Annotated in this window: 17 protein-coding genes; 6 read left to right on the top strand and 11 right to left on the bottom strand. The window is 39.0% G+C overall.

Features of this window, described 5'->3' with window-relative positions; all coding sequences use genetic code 11:
• Positions 1–8 precede the first annotated feature (8 nt).
• From lpdA to BK581_RS00320, 5 genes are all read right to left on the bottom strand, one after another.
• Positions 9–1,418 (bottom strand): dihydrolipoyl dehydrogenase, encoded by a 1,410-nt coding sequence (lpdA, locus tag BK581_RS00340; protein WP_078576058.1) that lies wholly within the window; start codon positions 1,416–1,418, stop codon positions 9–11.
• A gap of 3 nt (positions 1,419–1,421) precedes the next feature.
• Positions 1,422–2,708: a dihydrolipoamide acetyltransferase family protein gene (locus BK581_RS00335; RefSeq protein ID WP_078576056.1), complete on the bottom strand. Its 1,287-nt coding sequence runs from the start codon at positions 2,706–2,708 to the stop codon at positions 1,422–1,424.
• 176 nt (positions 2,709–2,884) lie between these two features.
• Positions 2,885–3,862 (bottom strand): alpha-ketoacid dehydrogenase subunit beta, encoded by a 978-nt coding sequence (locus tag BK581_RS00330; RefSeq protein WP_078576055.1) that lies wholly within the window; start codon positions 3,860–3,862, stop codon positions 2,885–2,887.
• Positions 3,863–3,865: 3 nt separating this feature from the next.
• Positions 3,866–4,954 (bottom strand): pyruvate dehydrogenase (acetyl-transferring) E1 component subunit alpha, encoded by a 1,089-nt coding sequence (pdhA, locus tag BK581_RS00325; RefSeq protein WP_078576053.1) that lies wholly within the window; start codon positions 4,952–4,954, stop codon positions 3,866–3,868.
• Between the two features lie 494 nt (positions 4,955–5,448).
• Positions 5,449–6,096, bottom strand: coding sequence for a YkyA family protein (locus tag BK581_RS00320; protein ID WP_078576052.1), 648 nt, complete (start codon positions 6,094–6,096; stop codon positions 5,449–5,451).
• 212 nt (positions 6,097–6,308) lie between these two features.
• On the opposite strand from BK581_RS00320, the gene BK581_RS00315 reads away from it, so the two are divergent.
• From BK581_RS00315 to rnjA, 4 genes are all read left to right on the top strand, one after another.
• A complete protein-coding gene (locus tag BK581_RS00315) occupies positions 6,309–6,491 on the top strand; it encodes a YjcZ family sporulation protein (protein ID WP_078576050.1) in 183 nt (60 codons plus the stop codon).
• A 131-nt stretch (positions 6,492–6,622) separates the two neighbouring features.
• A complete protein-coding gene (gene def, locus BK581_RS00310; protein WP_078579807.1) occupies positions 6,623–7,201 on the top strand; it encodes a peptide deformylase in 579 nt (192 codons plus the stop codon).
• 510 nt (positions 7,202–7,711) lie between these two features.
• Positions 7,712–7,924 (top strand): DNA-dependent RNA polymerase subunit epsilon, encoded by a 213-nt coding sequence (locus BK581_RS00305; RefSeq protein ID WP_078576049.1) that lies wholly within the window; start codon positions 7,712–7,714, stop codon positions 7,922–7,924.
• A 3-nt stretch (positions 7,925–7,927) separates the two neighbouring features.
• The gene (gene rnjA / locus BK581_RS00300; protein ID WP_078576047.1) at positions 7,928–9,592 is read left to right on the top strand and encodes a ribonuclease J1; all 1,665 of its coding nucleotides are present in this window, start codon (positions 7,928–7,930) and stop codon (positions 9,590–9,592) included.
• A gap of 79 nt (positions 9,593–9,671) precedes the next feature.
• Here rnjA and BK581_RS00295 read toward each other — a convergent pair whose 3' ends face one another.
• Positions 9,672–10,340: a potassium channel family protein gene (locus BK581_RS00295; protein ID WP_078576045.1), complete on the bottom strand. Its 669-nt coding sequence runs from the start codon at positions 10,338–10,340 to the stop codon at positions 9,672–9,674.
• A gap of 250 nt (positions 10,341–10,590) precedes the next feature.
• Positions 10,591–11,142, bottom strand: a complete 552-nt coding sequence (locus BK581_RS00290) for a peroxiredoxin (RefSeq protein ID WP_078576044.1) — start codon at positions 11,140–11,142, stop codon at positions 10,591–10,593.
• A 186-nt stretch (positions 11,143–11,328) separates the two neighbouring features.
• On the opposite strand from BK581_RS00290, the gene BK581_RS00285 reads away from it, so the two are divergent.
• A complete protein-coding gene (locus tag BK581_RS00285) occupies positions 11,329–12,168 on the top strand; it encodes a mechanosensitive ion channel family protein (protein WP_078576042.1) in 840 nt (279 codons plus the stop codon).
• Positions 12,169–12,308: 140 nt separating this feature from the next.
• On the opposite strand, the gene BK581_RS00280 is transcribed toward BK581_RS00285, so the two are convergent.
• From BK581_RS00280 to dapD, 3 genes are all read right to left on the bottom strand, one after another.
• Positions 12,309–12,554 carry a YkuS family protein gene (locus BK581_RS00280; protein WP_078576040.1) on the bottom strand — a complete coding sequence of 82 codons (246 nt, stop codon included), beginning with the start codon at positions 12,552–12,554 and terminating at the stop codon, positions 12,309–12,311.
• A gap of 76 nt (positions 12,555–12,630) precedes the next feature.
• Positions 12,631–13,770, bottom strand: coding sequence for an N-acetyldiaminopimelate deacetylase (locus BK581_RS00275; RefSeq protein ID WP_245829166.1), 1,140 nt, complete (start codon positions 13,768–13,770; stop codon positions 12,631–12,633).
• Between the two features lie 7 nt (positions 13,771–13,777).
• Complete coding sequence (gene dapD, locus BK581_RS00270; RefSeq protein ID WP_078576037.1) at positions 13,778–14,494, bottom strand: 2,3,4,5-tetrahydropyridine-2,6-dicarboxylate N-acetyltransferase; 717 nt, start codon at positions 14,492–14,494, stop codon at positions 13,778–13,780.
• 432 nt (positions 14,495–14,926) lie between these two features.
• Here dapD and BK581_RS00265 point away from each other — a divergent pair, with 432 nt between their 5' ends.
• On the top strand, positions 14,927–15,763 hold the full coding sequence (locus tag BK581_RS00265) for a Cof-type HAD-IIB family hydrolase (protein ID WP_078576035.1): 837 nt from the start codon (positions 14,927–14,929) through the stop codon (positions 15,761–15,763).
• 66 nt (positions 15,764–15,829) lie between these two features.
• Here BK581_RS00265 and BK581_RS00260 read toward each other — a convergent pair whose 3' ends face one another.
• A complete protein-coding gene (locus tag BK581_RS00260; protein ID WP_078576033.1) occupies positions 15,830–16,342 on the bottom strand; it encodes a hypothetical protein in 513 nt (170 codons plus the stop codon).
• Between the last annotated feature and the right edge of the window lie 102 nt (positions 16,343–16,444).

The following is a 16,444-nucleotide window of genomic DNA, read 5'->3' as shown; positions in this document are numbered from 1 at the left end:
TAAATCTCTTACTTCACGATATGAATCGGCATACCTAACGCTACTTCAGCCGTTTCCATTGTAATCTCACCTAAAGATGGGTGAGCATGAATTGTAAGAGCTAGATCTTCTGCAGTCATTCCAGCTTCAATCGCCACACACGCTTCAGAAATCATATCTGATGCATTGTGTCCTGCAATCTGAACACCCAACACGAGACCATCCTCTTTACGAGTCACCATTTTCAAGAATCCTTCAGACTCATTTAAAGAAAGGGCACGCCCATTTGCCTGGAATGGGAATTTAGCTGCTACAACATCATAGCCTTGATCCTTCGCTTCTTTCTCAGTTAACCCAACGCTAGCTAGTTCTGGACCTGAGAACACAACTTCTGGGATAGCTGTATAATCAATTTCAGCTGGTTCTCCTGAAATAGCTTCAGCAGCTACTTTTCCTTCATAAGAGGCTTTATGAGCTAAAGCAGGACCGGCAACGATGTCACCAATAGCATAAATGTTACTTGATGATGTACGGCATTGTTTATCGATCTTCACAAGACCTTTATCGTCAAGTTCAACACCTGCTTGTTCAAGACCAAGCTCATCAGTATTAGCACGACGTCCTACAGTTACAAGAAGAACATTGCCTTCGAATTCTTCTTCTTTCCCTTTAACTTCAGCTTTTACTTTAATACCATTATCAGTTTCTTCCATTCCTTGAGCAAAAGTTTCTGTTTTAATCGTAACACCAGCTTTTTTCAAACGACGGGCAACAAGTTGGCTCATTTGTTTCTCGAATCCAGGAAGGATTTGCTTCGTACCTTCAAGGATCGTCACTTCTGAACCTAGGTTAGCATACGCTGAACCTAATTCTACCCCGATATAGCCACCACCGATAACAACAAGTTTTTCTGGCACTTCTTGAAGAGAAAGAGCTCCTGTAGAAGAAACAACTTTGTCGCTCCATTTGAACTTAGGCAATTCAATTGGAGTTGATCCTGTTGCGACAATACAATTGTTAAATTTATACGTTTGAGATGATTTTTCATCCATAATTTTAACTGTTGAATTATCTACAAAATAAGCTTCCCCTTTAACGATGTTAACGTTATTTCCTTTTAATAGCCCTTCCACACCACCTGTTAATTTCTCAACAACAGATTGTTTCCAAGCTTGGACTTTTGAGAAGTCAAGTTTTACATCTCCAACAGAAATCCCCATATCTTCAGAGTTTCCTGCGTTATGGAAACGATGTCCTGCTTCAATAAGTGCTTTAGAAGGGATACAACCGACGTTTAAACAAACGCCACCCATGTTTTCTTTTTCAACAATCGTGACTTTCTGTCCTAATTGAGCTGCACGAATAGCTGCAACATAGCCTCCAGGACCTGAACCAATGACGAGCGTATCTACTTCTTCTGGAAAATCTCCTACAACCATAATTTATCCCTCCATTACTAATAATTGTGGATCATTTAACAGACGCTTAATGTGGTTAAGCGCATGCTGTGCTGTCGCACCATCAATCATACGATGATCAAAGCTTAATGACAAGGCTAATACAGGTGCCACGACGACTTCCCCATCTTTCACAACAGCTTTCTCTTGGATACGACCGAGACCAAGGATAGCTACTTCAGGGTGGTTAATAACTGGGGTAAACCATTGACCACCAGCGGAACCGATGTTTGTAATTGTCGTAGATGCTCCTTTCATTTCCTCAGAGGAGAGTGACCCTTCACGTGCCTTTGTAGCAAGTTGGTTAATCTCATCAGAAATACGGAAGATCGATTTACGGTCTGTATCTTTGACAACTGGTACAAGAAGCCCTTTTTCAGTATCAGCGGCAATCCCGATATTATAGTAATGCTTGTGCACGATTTCTTCAGTTGAATCATCAAGAGACGTATTAAGCATAGGGTACTCACGAATAGCGGATGTGAGAGCTTTTACAACGTAAGGTAGATAAGTTAACTTAACCCCTTTTTCTTCTGCAACTGGCTTAAATTGCTTACGGTGTGCAACAAGGTTTGTTACTTCCACCTCATCCATTAATGTAACGTGAGGGGCTGTACGCTTGGAATTCACCATTGCTTTTGAAATAGCTTTACGGATGCCCGACATTTTTTCTCTTGTTTCTAACTCTTCATTAGCAGGCTGATAAGCTGCAACAGGCTTTTTCTCTTGTGCTTGTTCTGAATCTGTAGAAGCCGCTGGCGCACTACTTTCTTCAGATTGGCTGTCACCTGAAAGATAAGCATCAATATCTTCTTTTAGAACGCGACTGTTTTTGCCTGTTCCTTTTACTTTACGGATATTGACATTTTTTTCACGCGCATATTTACGTACGGATGGCATTGCGATAATGCGGGAATTTTCATCCACTTCCTCATCAGCTTCAGGAGTAGAAGCAACTGGATCTGCTTCTTTCGCTTCTGTTTCTTCTTTCGCGTCTTCTTCTCCGCTTCCATGTGCATCTTCAGGCTGTTCAGCATCTGTTTCAAATGTAATGATAACTGTTCCGACCTCAGTTACAACCCCTTCTTCAACAAGGATTTCTTTAACGGTCCCTTCTACAGGAGAAGGAATTTCTACAACAGCTTTATCGTTTTGAACTTCACATAAAACGTCGTCTTCTTTTATTTCATCGCCTTCTTTAACTTCCCATTTTACGATTTCACCTTCATGGATTCCCTCACCGATATCAGGGAGTTTAAATTCATATGCCATGATATTGCCTCCAATTCTTTGTCATTTTTAGTACAGAAGATGCTTCCAAATATCTCTCAAAGTCAGTAACAGAGAAAAAGGAGGTTATATTCCCCACTCCTTCTCGTTAAATCCACCCAGCCAGTCCGATCATCTTATCAGACCGACTGAGTATAATCATTATGAAAGAATTAAATTTAGAAGTTCATGACTTCTTTCGCTTTAGCTGCTACGTCCTTAGAGCTTGGGAGCCATAGATCTTCAGCCGTTGCAAATGGGAAAATAGTGTCTGGAGCTGTCACTCGTAAAACCGGGGCCTCTAAACTTAAAATCGCACGGTCATTAATTTCAGCTACGACATTCGCTGCAATACCAGCTTGCTTTTGAGCTTCTTGAACAACGATAGCTCGATTTGTTTTCTCAACTGATGAAATGATGGTATCAATATCTAGTGGGCTGATAGTACGCAAGTCAATGACTTCTGCAGAAATACCATCTTTCTCTAATTCTTCAGCAGCTTTTAATGATGTATGAACCATCGCACCATAAGTCACAATTGTAATGTCTGTTCCTTCTCGCTTAATATCTGCTTCTCCTAATGGGAGCGTATATTCTTCTTCAGGTACTTCTTCACGGAATGAGCGATAAAGTTTCATATGTTCTAAAAAGACAACTGGATCATTATCGCGAATCGCAGAAATCAAAAGTCCTTTAGCATCATACGGTGTGGAAGGAATAACAACCTTTACACCAGGCGTTTGTGCCATAAGTCCTTCAAGACTATCAGCATGAAGTTCAGGTGTTTTTACCCCCCCACCAAAAGGAGAACGAATCGTCACTGGTGAATGGTAAACACCACCCGAACGATAGCGCATCCGTGCCATTTGCGCAGCAATAGCATCGAAAGTTTCAAAAACGAAACCGAAAAATTGAATTTCCATAACAGATCGATATCCTGTCACACTTAAACCTGCTGAAAGGCCACCGATTCCAGATTCAGCAAGAGGTGTGTCGAATACTCGATCTTCTCCAAATTCTTTTTGAAGTCCTTCAGTAGCACGGAATACTCCGCCATTTTGACCTACATCTTCACCGAACACAAGTACTTTTTCATCATTTTTTAGCTCTGTTCGCATCGCATCAGTAATTGCCTGAATCATTGTCATTTGTGCCATAGCTTACTTCGACTCCTTTTCTTTATACTGTTCGTACTGCTCCTGAAGGTTAGCCGGAAGTTCTTCACCCATGAGTTCGATCAGGTCAGTGACTTTTTGTTTTGGTGTTTCATCAGCTTTTTTGATCGCTGCTTTGATGTCTTCTTTCGCTTGCTCAACAACCTTATCTTCGTCTTCCTCGCTCCAAAGTTTTTTAGACTCGAGGTATTTACGGAAACGGACTAGCGGATCTTTTTTCTCCCATTCGCTATCTTCCTCAGAAGTACGATAGCGTGTTGGATCGTCTCCAGCCATTGTGTGAGGACCATAACGATAAGTTAATGTCTCAATTAATGTTGGTCCATTGCCATCTAATCCACGTTGTCTTGCTTCTTTTGTTGCTACATAAACAGCTAATAAGTCCATACCATCTACTTGAACGCCATGAATACCTGCAGCCACTGCTTTTTGTGCAATAGTTTTAGCAGCAGATTGCTTTTCAACAGGTACGGAAATAGCAAATCGGTTATTTTGTACGATGAAAATGGCAGGAGAGTTAAAAGCGCCTGCGAAGTTCATTCCTTCGTAGAAATCCCCTTGGGAAGCGCCACCATCACCAGTGTAAGTAATTGCCACAGCATCTTCTTTATTTTTTTGAAGTCCCATAGCAACACCAGCAGTTTGCGTAATCTGTGCCCCAATAATAATCTGTGGCATCATCACACGTACACCCTCCGGCATTTGTCCACCTTTGAAATGACCTCTTGACCATAAGAAAGCCTGGTCTAGTGGTACACCATGATAATGAATTTGAGGAATATCACGATAACCTGGTAAAATCCAGTCTTGTTTTTCTAAAGCAAATTGCGAACCGATCATTGAAGCTTCTTGACCTGCTACTGGTGCATAGAATCCTAATCGACCTTGTCGATTCAACGAGATAGCACGTTGATCCCAAATACGTGTGTATACCATGCGAGTCATTAGCTCTTTTAATTCTTCATCAGATAGATCTGGCACAGCATCTTCATTTACAATGTTTCCTTCTTCATCAAGAATCTGAAACGTTTGGAACTGCTCTTCAACTTGTTGCAATTCTTTTGTTTTTTCCATGAAACTTGTCACCTCATCCTTTCTTCTCCCTAAATATTATTATCGTTGTTTTATTTTCGTCAAAATCACTATTTAGTTACAATACCCAAGTAAACTGTTTACAATGTGATTCGACACGTTTATGCAGTCCATAGTGGTTGTATTCCCTGTTAATTGTGAGATAACCATTTTATTATGACTATCTCCCTAGACTGTAATACTTTATATCTCAATTGACTGATACAACCCCTATATACGATTATAAGTTTACATGATCTAATATTTATTAGTCAACGTTTTTGCTCTTGATTTAATCGTTTTTTTATCCCTTTTTGTTGTTAATACTTTCACAAAGAAAAACAAAACTGTTATATAGTTATTTTTTGTCTGTTATAATTTACGTCAATTTTATGAACAATCATTGATGAGCACGTTTTCACTTGCTTCTTCTCCACGATATATCATGTCTGTTAAGCACTAGAAAAAGAGGAGCACTCCTCTCCTCTATGATGCACTTATTTTGTCGTGACATTAAATCCAACCGATTCGTAAAAGACAATCTTAGCTTCATTAAAGTCATTTAGTAACACGTTGAATTCGTCTGAGAGTTCTGTAATACGAGCGTAACTCTCATTCACCTTTTCTTGCTGTTCTTCTAACTCGTCATTATGACTCTCCTCATCCACCACCATTTCAAAAAGTTTTATATCCTCATCGATCGATTTTACATATTGGCTATATAACTCTTCATATACACTTTTACGCTCATTTTGAATGTCAATTAAGGTTTGCCCTGCCTCTTTTGCCTGATCTTCTTCAAGTTCCTCTACGTACTGTTCAGCTTCTTGAAACGCCTCAAAAGCATTATCAATAAATTTTTTTTCTTCTTCCATCATACTTCTTCTAGTTTCTGCAGACTCAATCGCTTTCTGAGACAGGGGTTTAATTTCTTCTAGTGATGATAAACTAGCCATGTCATTATACAATTGAACTTCTTTTTTCTCTGCTTCAACAAGAGGTTCTTGAAGGCTCTTCATCTCATTTTCAATTTGGACAGATGTTTCTAGCTGGTCATACATTAATTCGGCAGGATCATCACCAACACAGCCACTTAAAATTGTTAATAATGATATGAAGGTGATACCTATAACAAAATTTTTCAAGCAAAAACCCCCTTAATTGTACTTAATTGTCCACAATTAACAAACTACCTTATTTTTTTTACGAATACAAGAATCTTGTCATCTCAAATAGATTAACGCCTTTTTTGGAAATATAGGTATTCATCCATTCCTTGTAAAAACAATTGCATAGCATGTTATTACGCCGCACATTGTGTGTGGTATTAAAGAACTTAAAAGGAGGCATTTATCTTATGTACGGACATGGTGGAGGATTTTGTTGTGACCCTTGTGGCTTCGGCCAACAACACTTCCCTAGTTATGGTTACCCAACACAAGTAGCCGGTGTAGGGACTGGTGCAGGTAAAGGGTTTGCGTTAATCGTGGTACTTTTCATTTTGCTCATTATTGTGGGCGCTTCGAAATTCCACGGATAATCACTTTTTTTCGTCGGAAGTATCCAGCTACGGATACTTCCTCTTTTCTTCGGGTAAAAAAGTGTATATGATAGACTAAGTAAGACAAACTGGAGGATTAGTCAAACTTGCCAGCGAAAGGAGCATCTACTATGTTGACAATGAACGATATTATACGGGAAGGACACCCTACCCTTAGACAGAAAGCAGAACCCATTTCGTTACCACCATCCACCGAAGATAAAGAGACGTTAAAAAAAATGCTGGATTTTCTCGTACATAGCCAAGACCCAGAAATGGCTGAAAAACACGGACTTCGTCCTGGTGTTGGTTTAGCAGCCCCTCAAATTAATATTAGCAAACAAATGATGGCTATACGTTCTACAGATCATAATGACGAGATCGTTGAATATGCCCTCTTCAATCCAAAAATTATTAGTCATTCTGCTGAAACAACTTACTTGGAAAGCGGTGAAGGATGTCTTTCAGTAGACCGAGAAGTTAACGGAATTGTACCGAGGTATGCAAGAATTAAAATTGAAGGATACAGCCTAGAAGGTAAGAAAATAACTGAACGATTGCGCGGTTTTCTAGCTATTGTGTTTCAACATGAATTGGATCATTTAAACGGGATCATGTTTTATGATAGAATTGAACAAGATGATCCTTTTAAACAGCCCCTTCCACCTGGGGAAATAGTCATTCGCAATGATACAGATGCTCCCCTCTGAATCAGTTGATACAGAGGGGTTTTTCAATACTTACTCGGGAAGACATGTGATTTTGGTGACACCACATCTTTTTGTAATAGGTGGATTCTGTTTGTGCCATACTATTTGATATCTTATCCGTTATCACGTTTAAACCACTTGGTAATCTGACTTTCTTTAAAGTGACGATATTACTATTTATCATTAAAATAGTCTTCAATAGGAAACATGAGCCTTGAATTGAACGGATAGAGGGTTTAAAATGTTGAAAAGGTGGAGAGAACGTTTACTAAAAGATTCCCGACAATGATATATAGTCTGACTTAATGCTGGTAACCCATTCTTCCATCCTTCTTTCTCCGTGAGGACTGAAAAAGGGGATGATCTTTTGTGTTACCATGTTAACAGGATTATTTTTGAATGTTTTTAACACTTGCTACATAGGTATTCGCTCTTTAGGTGAACGATCCGGAGCGCCCAAAGGAGCCCTATTATATTAAAATGCCTTATACACATAAAGGAGAGGATTACATGATTTTTAAAGTGTTTTACCAAGACACTCTAGAGGAAACACCTGTAAGAGAACGAACTAACGCTTTGTACATGGAAGCATCAACTGAGGAAGAAATACGCAAAAAACTGGCTGAACGCCGCTACAATATCGAATTTGTGACCCCATTATCAGAAGAAGCACTTCAATATGAGAAAGATAATAACGAAGACTTCCACGTGGAGAATCTGTAATAGATGAAAGCTAAAAATCATCAAGTTGCGATCTTTGCCCTTGGGGGTCTGGGCGAAATTGGGAAGAACATGTACGCTGTCCAATTTCAAGATGAGATTATTATTATTGATGCGGGTATTAAATTCCCAGAGGATGAATTGTTAGGGATTGATTACGTTATTCCGGATTATACGTATTTAGTCAAAAATGTAGACAAAATTAAAGGGCTTTTCATTACGCACGGACATGAAGATCATATCGGGGGAGTTCCTTATTTATTGAAAGAGATCAATGTTCCTATTTATGGAGGTAAACTTGCCCTTGCTTTAATCAGGAATAAACTTGAAGAACATGGTCTTCTTCGTACAGCCAAGCTCCACGAAGTAAATGAAGATGATATTATTAAATTTCAGAAAACAGCCGTCTCGTTCTTTAGAACGACACATAGTATTCCTGATTCATTCGGTATCGTCGTTAAAACACCATCAGGTAACATCGTACAAACAGGTGATTTTAAATTTGACTTTACCCCTGTAGGTGAGCCAGCTAATTTATCAAAAATGGCTAAAATTGGAGAAGAAGGCGTCCTTTGTCTCCTCTCTGACAGTACAAATAGTGAAGTTCCAGGATTCACCATGTCGGAGCGAAAAGTAGGAGAAAGCATCGACTCAATCTTTAGAAAAGTTGATGGACGTATTATTTTTGCTACCTTTGCATCAAATATTTATCGGCTTCAGCAAGCTGTAGAAGCCGCAGTCAAGTATCATAGGAAAGTCGCGGTGTTTGGACGAAGCATGGAGTCCGCTATTAGAATTGGACGTGAGCTAGGCTATATTAAAGCACCTGAAAGCACCTTTATTGATGCTTCTCAGTTAAATAAAATTCCTGCTGATCAAATTCTAATACTGTGTACAGGCAGTCAAGGAGAACCAATGGCAGCCTTATCTCGAATTGCGCATGGGACTCACCGCCAAATTCAGATCATTCCTGGAGATACAGTCGTATTTTCTTCTTCTCCTATTCCAGGAAACACGTTAAGCGTTAGCAAAATTATAAACCAACTCTTTAAAGCGGGAGCCGAAGTCATTCATGGCTCACTTAATGACATTCACACTTCTGGACACGGTGGTCAAGAAGAACAAAAACTTATGCTTCGACTTATGAAGCCAAAATATTTTATGCCAATTCACGGGGAGTATCGCATGTTAAAGATGCACACTAAACTCGCTGAAGACTGTGGTGTCCCAGAAGAAAATTCGTTTGTAATGGATATTGGTGATGTGCTTGCATTAGATAAAAACGAAGCTGTACTAGCTGGTAAAATCCCTTCAGGCTCTATTTACGTAGATGGAAATGGTATTGGAGATATAGGGAATATCGTTCTACGCGACCGCCGTATTCTATCTGAAGAAGGATTAGTTGTCGTCGTTGTTAGCCTTAATATGAAAGAATTTAAAGTGGCTTCAGGTCCGGATATTATTTCGCGTGGATTTGTTTATATGAGAGAATCAGGCGATTTAATCAATGAAGCACAAAAGAAGCTAGCAAACCATTTGAACAATATGATGGAGAACAAAACATCGCAATGGTCAGAAATTAAAAATGAAATTTCTGACACGTTAGGGCCGTTTTTATATGAAAAAACTAAGCGTAAACCAATGATCTTACCAATCATAATGGAAGTATAAACGTAAAGAGACAGGGAGAACTCCCTGTCTCTTTACGTTCTGGTAAAGGGGCTTGATTATTTTATTATCACCAGCCCTTTTAATCGTCTTCATCAAATAAATCTTTTTCCATTCTGCTAATGTCTTTATCTGCCCCGATAACAATGATAATATCATCCTGTCTTAATACTTCATCGGCAGATGGAGAAACATTTATTTCCTCATCACGTTTTATTGCCATAACATTACATCCGTATTTAGCCCGAATGTCTAAATCAATCAATGTACGATTATTAACTGTTTGACCAGCTTCTAATTCCACAATGCTGTACTCATCAGATAATTCCAAGTAATCTAGGACATTTTTCGACACAATATTATGAGCAATCCTCACTCCCATATCCCGCTCTGGATGAACCACTTTATGCGCTCCAATTTTACTAAGCACTTTCTCATGATAATCGTTTTGTGCCTTGACTGTAATATGATTCACACCTTGTTCCACAAGCATCAAGGTGGTAAGTATGCTTGATTGTATATTGTCTCCGATAGCGACTACTACATGATCAAAGTTTCGAATCCCTAGACTTTTCAAAGTATTTTCCTCTGTGGTGTCGGCCACTACAGCATGTGTGGCAATGGGCGCAAATTCATTTACCTTATCTTCGTTTGTATCGATCGCAAGTACTTCCATCCCTTGCTCGCTTAACGATTTGCATATACTTCCACCAAAACGTCCTAGTCCTATAACGGCAAATTGTTTTTTCATTGTAATCCCCCGGTTCTTTTTCTTTCACTATTATTTATCATACCTAGAAAATCACAAAGGATCAATTAGAAAGTCTGTACCCCCGTCAGGAATTTATGTAAGTAGGGAACCATTCACATTATGTCTCCTGTACTATAAGACAAATATTTTGAACCCATTAAGGATCGATTAAATAGTCTCCATTTTTGAAGACGAGCACAGCAAAAAGTCTGGCAGTGTTATCACTACCAGACTATATTCGTAAGTATCATTAAACTTTAAGCGTATCTTGACCAGGTTTCCAGTTAGCTGGACATAAACCGCCAGTTTGTAAGGCCTGAAGAACGCGTAACGTCTCGTCAACATCACGACCAATATTATTATGATTAACAACAGCGTACATTAATTCACCTTCAGGGCTAATAATGAATAAACCGCGAAGTGCAACGCCTTCTTCTTCAATAAGCACCCCATAATCTCGTGAAACGGTATGATTCGTATCTGCAGCTAAAGGATATTTAAGATCTCCCAATCCATTATCGTCACGATCTGTGTTAATCCACGCTAAGTGAGTGTGAATCGTATCCGTAGATACCCCGATAACCTCAGCATCTAAGTCCTCAAATTCATCGTAACGGTCACTTAATGAGGTAATTTCTGTTGGGCAGACGAAAGTAAAGTCCATCGGATAGAAGAAAAGAACTGTCCATTTGTCTTGTTTCATATTGTCTTCAAGACTCACTTTTCCAAATTCTTTATTGGCCATCACAGCATCCATTTCAAATCGTGGTGCTTGCTTAGCGACCATACGCTTTTCTGACATTTTGAATCCCTCCAAATAGTTTGTGCAAAATTGAACAATTAATATTATATGATAATAATTACAGCTCGTCAACCAAGCTCCTTTTTTCTTTTGATGCTTTTACCATCACTATGTTTAACTAACATACCTGTTGTGGTAAACTCTTTAAGTAACACAATTACATTAATAAAGTGAGGCGATCATGTTATGCAGACATGGATTCAATCAATTAATTGGTCTGAAATAGGAACAAAAGCATTAACCGTTTCAATCCAATTAATTGGTATCCTTATTGTTTTTCTCATCATTCGTGCGATAGGCAAGAAATTTATTGCCACAAGCTTTAAAAAATTCAGTGAACAACGTAATATTTCTCATGGAAGAGTCCACACATTAGAAAAATTAGCTTCTAATGTATTTTCATATATCCTACTTTTTATCGTCATTACCCTCATAGTTGGCGTATTTGAATATGATATTGCCCCATTAATAGCTGGTGCAGGTATTGTCGGTTTAGCCATCGGTTTTGGTGCTCAAGGCTTAGTTAGTGATATAGTAACAGGCTTCTTTATTCTCTTAGAACGCCAGCTTGAAGTAGATGAGTATGTTACGGTCGCTGGACTCGATGGTATTGTAGAAGAAGTAGGTTTACGTACGACACGTTTAAGAGGATTTGACGGAACTGTTCATTACATTCCAAATCGAGAAATCAGCAGTCTAAGTAACCATTCTCGTTCGAATATGAGAGCATTAGTCGATATGAGTATTAGTTACGACGATAACATCGACGAAGCCATGGAAGTGATGCAAAAAGTGTGTGACAAGATAGCCGCGGAAGAAGAACTCATTAAAGAAGGTCCACATGTTGTGGGTGTGCAAAATTTAGGTGATAGTGACGTTGTCATACGGATTATTGCCCAAACGGCTAATATGGAACAATGGGGTATTGAACGACGCCTAAGAAAAGAAATGAAGGAAGCGCTCGATGCTCATGGTATTGAAATTCCTTTTCCTCACCAAGTTAACTTACGTAAAGAAGTGAATTAAACATAGTCATCGCACCAAACCTAACTTTCCTTTATAATTTATTCAATGGCTCATTTAGAAAGAAGTCAACTTCTTCTTCAAAAGGACAAAAACCAGACGCGTGTCATGAGACATAGTCTGGTTTTTAAAAGGTCCTATTTTTAATGCTTGATAGATTGCTCGACTCGTTCACACACTTCATTTGCGGTTAAGCCTTGGGCAGAAATAACTGCTGACTGTGTATTCGTATCTTGTATACCCATCATGTTTTCTTGTTGACCAGACACAACACAACAATCACAATTTGCTGCATCTTCTTGATTTTGCAATGATACCACATCGTATCCTTTTGCTTGGAGAGCTTCCTCCACATCTTTTAAAGATGGTTCTACACCGATTTTTGGCATGTTAAACGCCTCCTTTTCTTTTCTGCACACTTAGTTTATCCATCAATTAGCCTCATATGCAGTAAGAAAAAATAACTTAGCGTCTCCCTAACCATTCCTTTAAAAATTGAACAGCAGGTAGTAAAGCTTCTTCACTGGCATTTAATTTAGCTGAATGCAGCCCAGCTTCACTCTCTACCCCAAGCCAGAACATGGCCCCAGGAATTTCTTCAAGGAAGTAACCAAAATCTTCGCCAGTCATTGCTTTTTCACACGACTTGAATGTCAGATGATCCGACGTGCGAGCAAAGTCAATGAGCTCATGAGTTAAATTCTCATCATTGTAAACTTGACAGTAATTAGAGCCATAATCAATTGTTACGCCACACTTAAAGCTCGACTCAATCCCTTTTGCCATACCTTCAATACGCTCTTTAATATCTTTCATCGCCCGAAGTGACAATGTACGGATTGTTCCCTCAATACGAGCATGCTCAGCAATAATGTTTTGTTTCGTTCCACCTTCGATTTTCCCAATCGTCACCACTGCCGAGTCAAGCGGTGATACATGCCGTGCCACAATCGTCTGTAATTGCGTTACTAAATGACTGGCAGCCACCACCATATCTTCAGTAAGATGAGGGTAAGCTGCATGCCCTCCCTTACCATGTAAATCTATAAATAGTTCGCTCGTATTAGCAAATAAAATTCCTGGCTTTGTCGCCATTGTTTTCACTGGAAGCTCAGGTGCAATATGAAGAGCATATATTTCCTGTGGTTTCCATTCTTGAAACGCCTCAGATGCGAGCATCGGTTTAGCTCCCCCAGGCCCTTCTTCAGCAGGCTGAAATATAAATACGATATTGTGCTGAGGTTGCTCAACAGAGAAGTGCTCAACAAGTGCTAGTGTTATGGCCATATGCATATCATGTCCACACGCATGCATCATACCGTCATGGACGGAGGAAAAGGAGCACTCCGTCTCTTCACTAATTGGTAAACCGTCCATATCAGTCCGATAACCGATCGTTTTACTGCTGTCTCTTCCAGCTATAAACACGAGGACGCCTGTCTGCCATGTTTTATACGATAAGTAATCGTCAGGACACTGTTTAACAATGTCAAGAATAAACTGCTGCGTTTTAATCTCCTCAAAACCTTTTTCAGGGATTTGGTGAAGCGCCCGGCGACGAGTCACCAGGCGCTCATGTAACGACATATCATCTTGATGTAACATCACGACATCACTCACTTAGCTTTCTAAGCTCTTGCTTTATTTCTGTTTTTCCTTTAGTTTTCTCATCGATTTCTTTAATGACTTTCGCTGGTGTTCCTGCTACTACAGTATTAGATGGCACATCCTCAGTAACGATAGCACCGGCTGCAACAACAGCGCCTTTACCAACCGTCACCCCTTCTAGAATAACGGCATTAGCACCAACAACCACGTCGTCTTCAATAACGACTGGCTTAGCTGATGGCGGCTCAATAACACCTGCTAATACAGCTCCTGCACCAATATGACAATTCTTACCTACTGTTGCTCGTCCACCAAGAACAGCATTCATGTCAATCATCGTTCCCTCGCCGATCACCGAACCAATATTTATGGAAGCGCCCATCATAATGACAGCAGAATCACCAATGTCAACCTGATCTCGAATGAAAGCACCTGGTTCAATACGAGCATGGATATTTTTCATATCTAGTAAAGGTATAGCTGAGTTTCGACGATCGTTTTCCACAACGAAGTCCTCTATCTTTGCTTCATTCTCTTTAATCACCTGTTGAATTACTTTCCATTCACCAAATAAGACACCTGTATGACCTTGAATAAATGATTTTGTCTCGTTGCCGAAATCAATGCCTTCCAAGTCACCTTTAATATGTACTTTTACCGGTGTAGATTTCTCACTATTTGAGATAAAGCTAATAATTTCATTTGCATCCATTTGTTTCATGACTTATTTCCTCCTTATAAAAAAGATCGAACTCCATTACATCATAGACATTTCATTGAAAAAATGCAATCATGTCCTCTTTATATTTTAATAATAATGACTATTTGAATGAAAAGAAACCCTCACGTGAGTATCCTTAAACTTTATGACTACCACGAGAATTGTGACATAGGTTAGATAATGACTCGTATCGATACCCGTCACTGTCACTCTGATAAGTATGTATATATTATTCAAATGATAGTAAAATTGTTTTTATTTACAGATTACTTTTCTTGTACTTTTTTGGTATTATTGTTTCATAGCTAATGATGTGTCAAACAGTCACCAAACCTAAGACTTTAAATCCTTTTGTTTGACGATCTTTAAACTCGTTCTTACAGGTGACTATGTGAAAGTAAAGCTATAATAACTCCAAGTTAGAGGTGTGACATGAGTAAAGTTATTTTTATCGATGTAGATGGTACATTAGTTAACGAACATGGTGTCATTCCTGAATCAGCAAAGGTTGCCATTAAAAAAGCTAGGGAGAACGGACACCTTGTCTTTATTTGTACAGGTCGCTCTAAAGCTGAGCTTTTCCCTGACATACTAAACATTGGATTTAGTGGCATTATTGGGGCTGCGGGAGGCTACATCGAAATAGGAGAAGAAGTTCTATTACATGAGCGAGTACAACAAGAGGATGTGAAGCATGCTGTACACTTTTTTAATACTCACGGGATTGACTTCTATTTAGAATCCAATGGTGGCTTGTTCGCTAGTAACAATTGCAAAAAGAAGATCCGCTTCATTATTGAAAAACTATTACATGAGCATCCAGAAGCGAGAGAAGATGTAGAAAAAGGGATTCAGCCATTCCATGATAGTTTGATAGAAAACGAAGACTTGATGAGAGATGATATAAATAAAATTTCCTTTTTAGGCTCCTCTGTACCGATAGAAAGAATTCAGCAAGAATTTGAAGACGTCTTTACTGTTATCCCTAGCACTGTCCCAGCGTTCGGTAGTAACAGCGGCGAATTATCACTTGCAGGTATCCATAAGGCAACAGCTATTGAAAAATTAATAAAACATTTAAAAATAAAGAAAAAGGATACCTTTGCATATGGAGACGGGTTAAACGATTTAGAAATGATTGAATTCGTTCAATATGGCATTGCAATGGGGAACGCCAAAGAAGCATTAAAAGTGGTTGCTGATGATGTTACAGATACACCTGATAATGATGGGATATATAATAGTTTCCAAAAATACGGTCTTATTTAAATCATACTTGGCATTTAAGGTCACAAAGGAATGTGTGCTTCTGTTTAAAGACATTTTCTCACACTATTAGCGCGAAAATAAGTGATGTTCAGTAAGCCATACAAGCTCTATGCTATCTTGAACATCACTGTATTCAATAACTACTTCAAAGTGACTATCCTCATAAATCTCTACCCGTGTATTTTCAGCTTCATTATTATAAATAAGGATAGCTGATGTATGACGTAATTTAGCTATCGCCTCCACATCTTTTTTTGTTAAATTTTCTGCACGAGCTGCGACTGCAATAACGGGCCCCTTTGCATAAGCGGTAAAATAAGTAACGTCTGGATAACGATAAAACGTTCCACCTTCATATGGCCCTGTTTCATCGAAAGATCCTTGCTCCCCCTCGATTTCCTCAAGATGTTTTCCTAAGCCTTCACTCATAAGTTTTAGATGTGAGTCTTGTCCTTCCACTGCTGATAACAGTGTAGATGACGAGTTTACGTTGCTAGAAAAAATAAAGTAGGTCACTACTAATATGATGAAAAGGGTTAAACTAAATATGATATAAAATACGCGATTCCAGTGCTTCACTTTTCCCCACCTCCTTCCCCCTACACATCTTATTCCTGCTATGAGATTTTTAGAAACACGTGTCCTACTTTCTGTCACTACAACGTACTACTAAAAAACTTG

Origin of the sequence: Salipaludibacillus agaradhaerens (assembly GCF_002019735.1) — a bacterium.
Lineage (GTDB): Bacteria > Bacillota > Bacilli > Bacillales > Salisediminibacteriaceae > Salipaludibacillus > Salipaludibacillus agaradhaerens.
This window is presented reverse-complemented; position numbering and strand designations above follow the sequence as displayed.

Bases quoted from the DNA above. Each gene is read 5' to 3' on its own strand.
- lpdA (WP_078576058.1), bottom strand. From the start codon at position 1,418: ATGGTTGTAGGAGATTTTCCAGAAGAAGTAGATACGCTCGTCATTGGT.
- BK581_RS00335 (WP_078576056.1), bottom strand. From the start codon at position 2,708: ATGGCATATGAATTTAAACTCCCTGATATCGGTGAGGGAATCCATGAA.
- BK581_RS00330 (WP_078576055.1), bottom strand. From the start codon at position 3,862: ATGGCACAAATGACAATGATTCAGGCAATTACTGATGCGATGCGAACA.
- pdhA (WP_078576053.1), bottom strand. From the start codon at position 4,954: ATGGAAAAAACAAAAGAATTGCAACAAGTTGAAGAGCAGTTCCAAACG.
- BK581_RS00315 (WP_078576050.1), top strand. From the start codon at position 6,309: ATGTACGGACATGGTGGAGGATTTTGTTGTGACCCTTGTGGCTTCGGC.
- def (WP_078579807.1), top strand. From the start codon at position 6,623: ATGTTGACAATGAACGATATTATACGGGAAGGACACCCTACCCTTAGA.
- BK581_RS00305 (WP_078576049.1), top strand. From the start codon at position 7,712: ATGATTTTTAAAGTGTTTTACCAAGACACTCTAGAGGAAACACCTGTA.
- rnjA (WP_078576047.1), top strand. From the start codon at position 7,928: ATGAAAGCTAAAAATCATCAAGTTGCGATCTTTGCCCTTGGGGGTCTG.
- BK581_RS00295 (WP_078576045.1), bottom strand. From the start codon at position 10,340: ATGAAAAAACAATTTGCCGTTATAGGACTAGGACGTTTTGGTGGAAGT.
- BK581_RS00290 (WP_078576044.1), bottom strand. From the start codon at position 11,142: ATGTCAGAAAAGCGTATGGTCGCTAAGCAAGCACCACGATTTGAAATG.
- BK581_RS00285 (WP_078576042.1), top strand. From the start codon at position 11,329: ATGCAGACATGGATTCAATCAATTAATTGGTCTGAAATAGGAACAAAA.
- BK581_RS00280 (WP_078576040.1), bottom strand. From the start codon at position 12,554: ATGCCAAAAATCGGTGTAGAACCATCTTTAAAAGATGTGGAGGAAGCT.
- BK581_RS00275 (WP_245829166.1), bottom strand. From the start codon at position 13,770: ATGTTACATCAAGATGATATGTCGTTACATGAGCGCCTGGTGACTCGT.
- dapD (WP_078576037.1), bottom strand. From the start codon at position 14,494: ATGAAACAAATGGATGCAAATGAAATTATTAGCTTTATCTCAAATAGT.
- BK581_RS00265 (WP_078576035.1), top strand. From the start codon at position 14,927: ATGAGTAAAGTTATTTTTATCGATGTAGATGGTACATTAGTTAACGAA.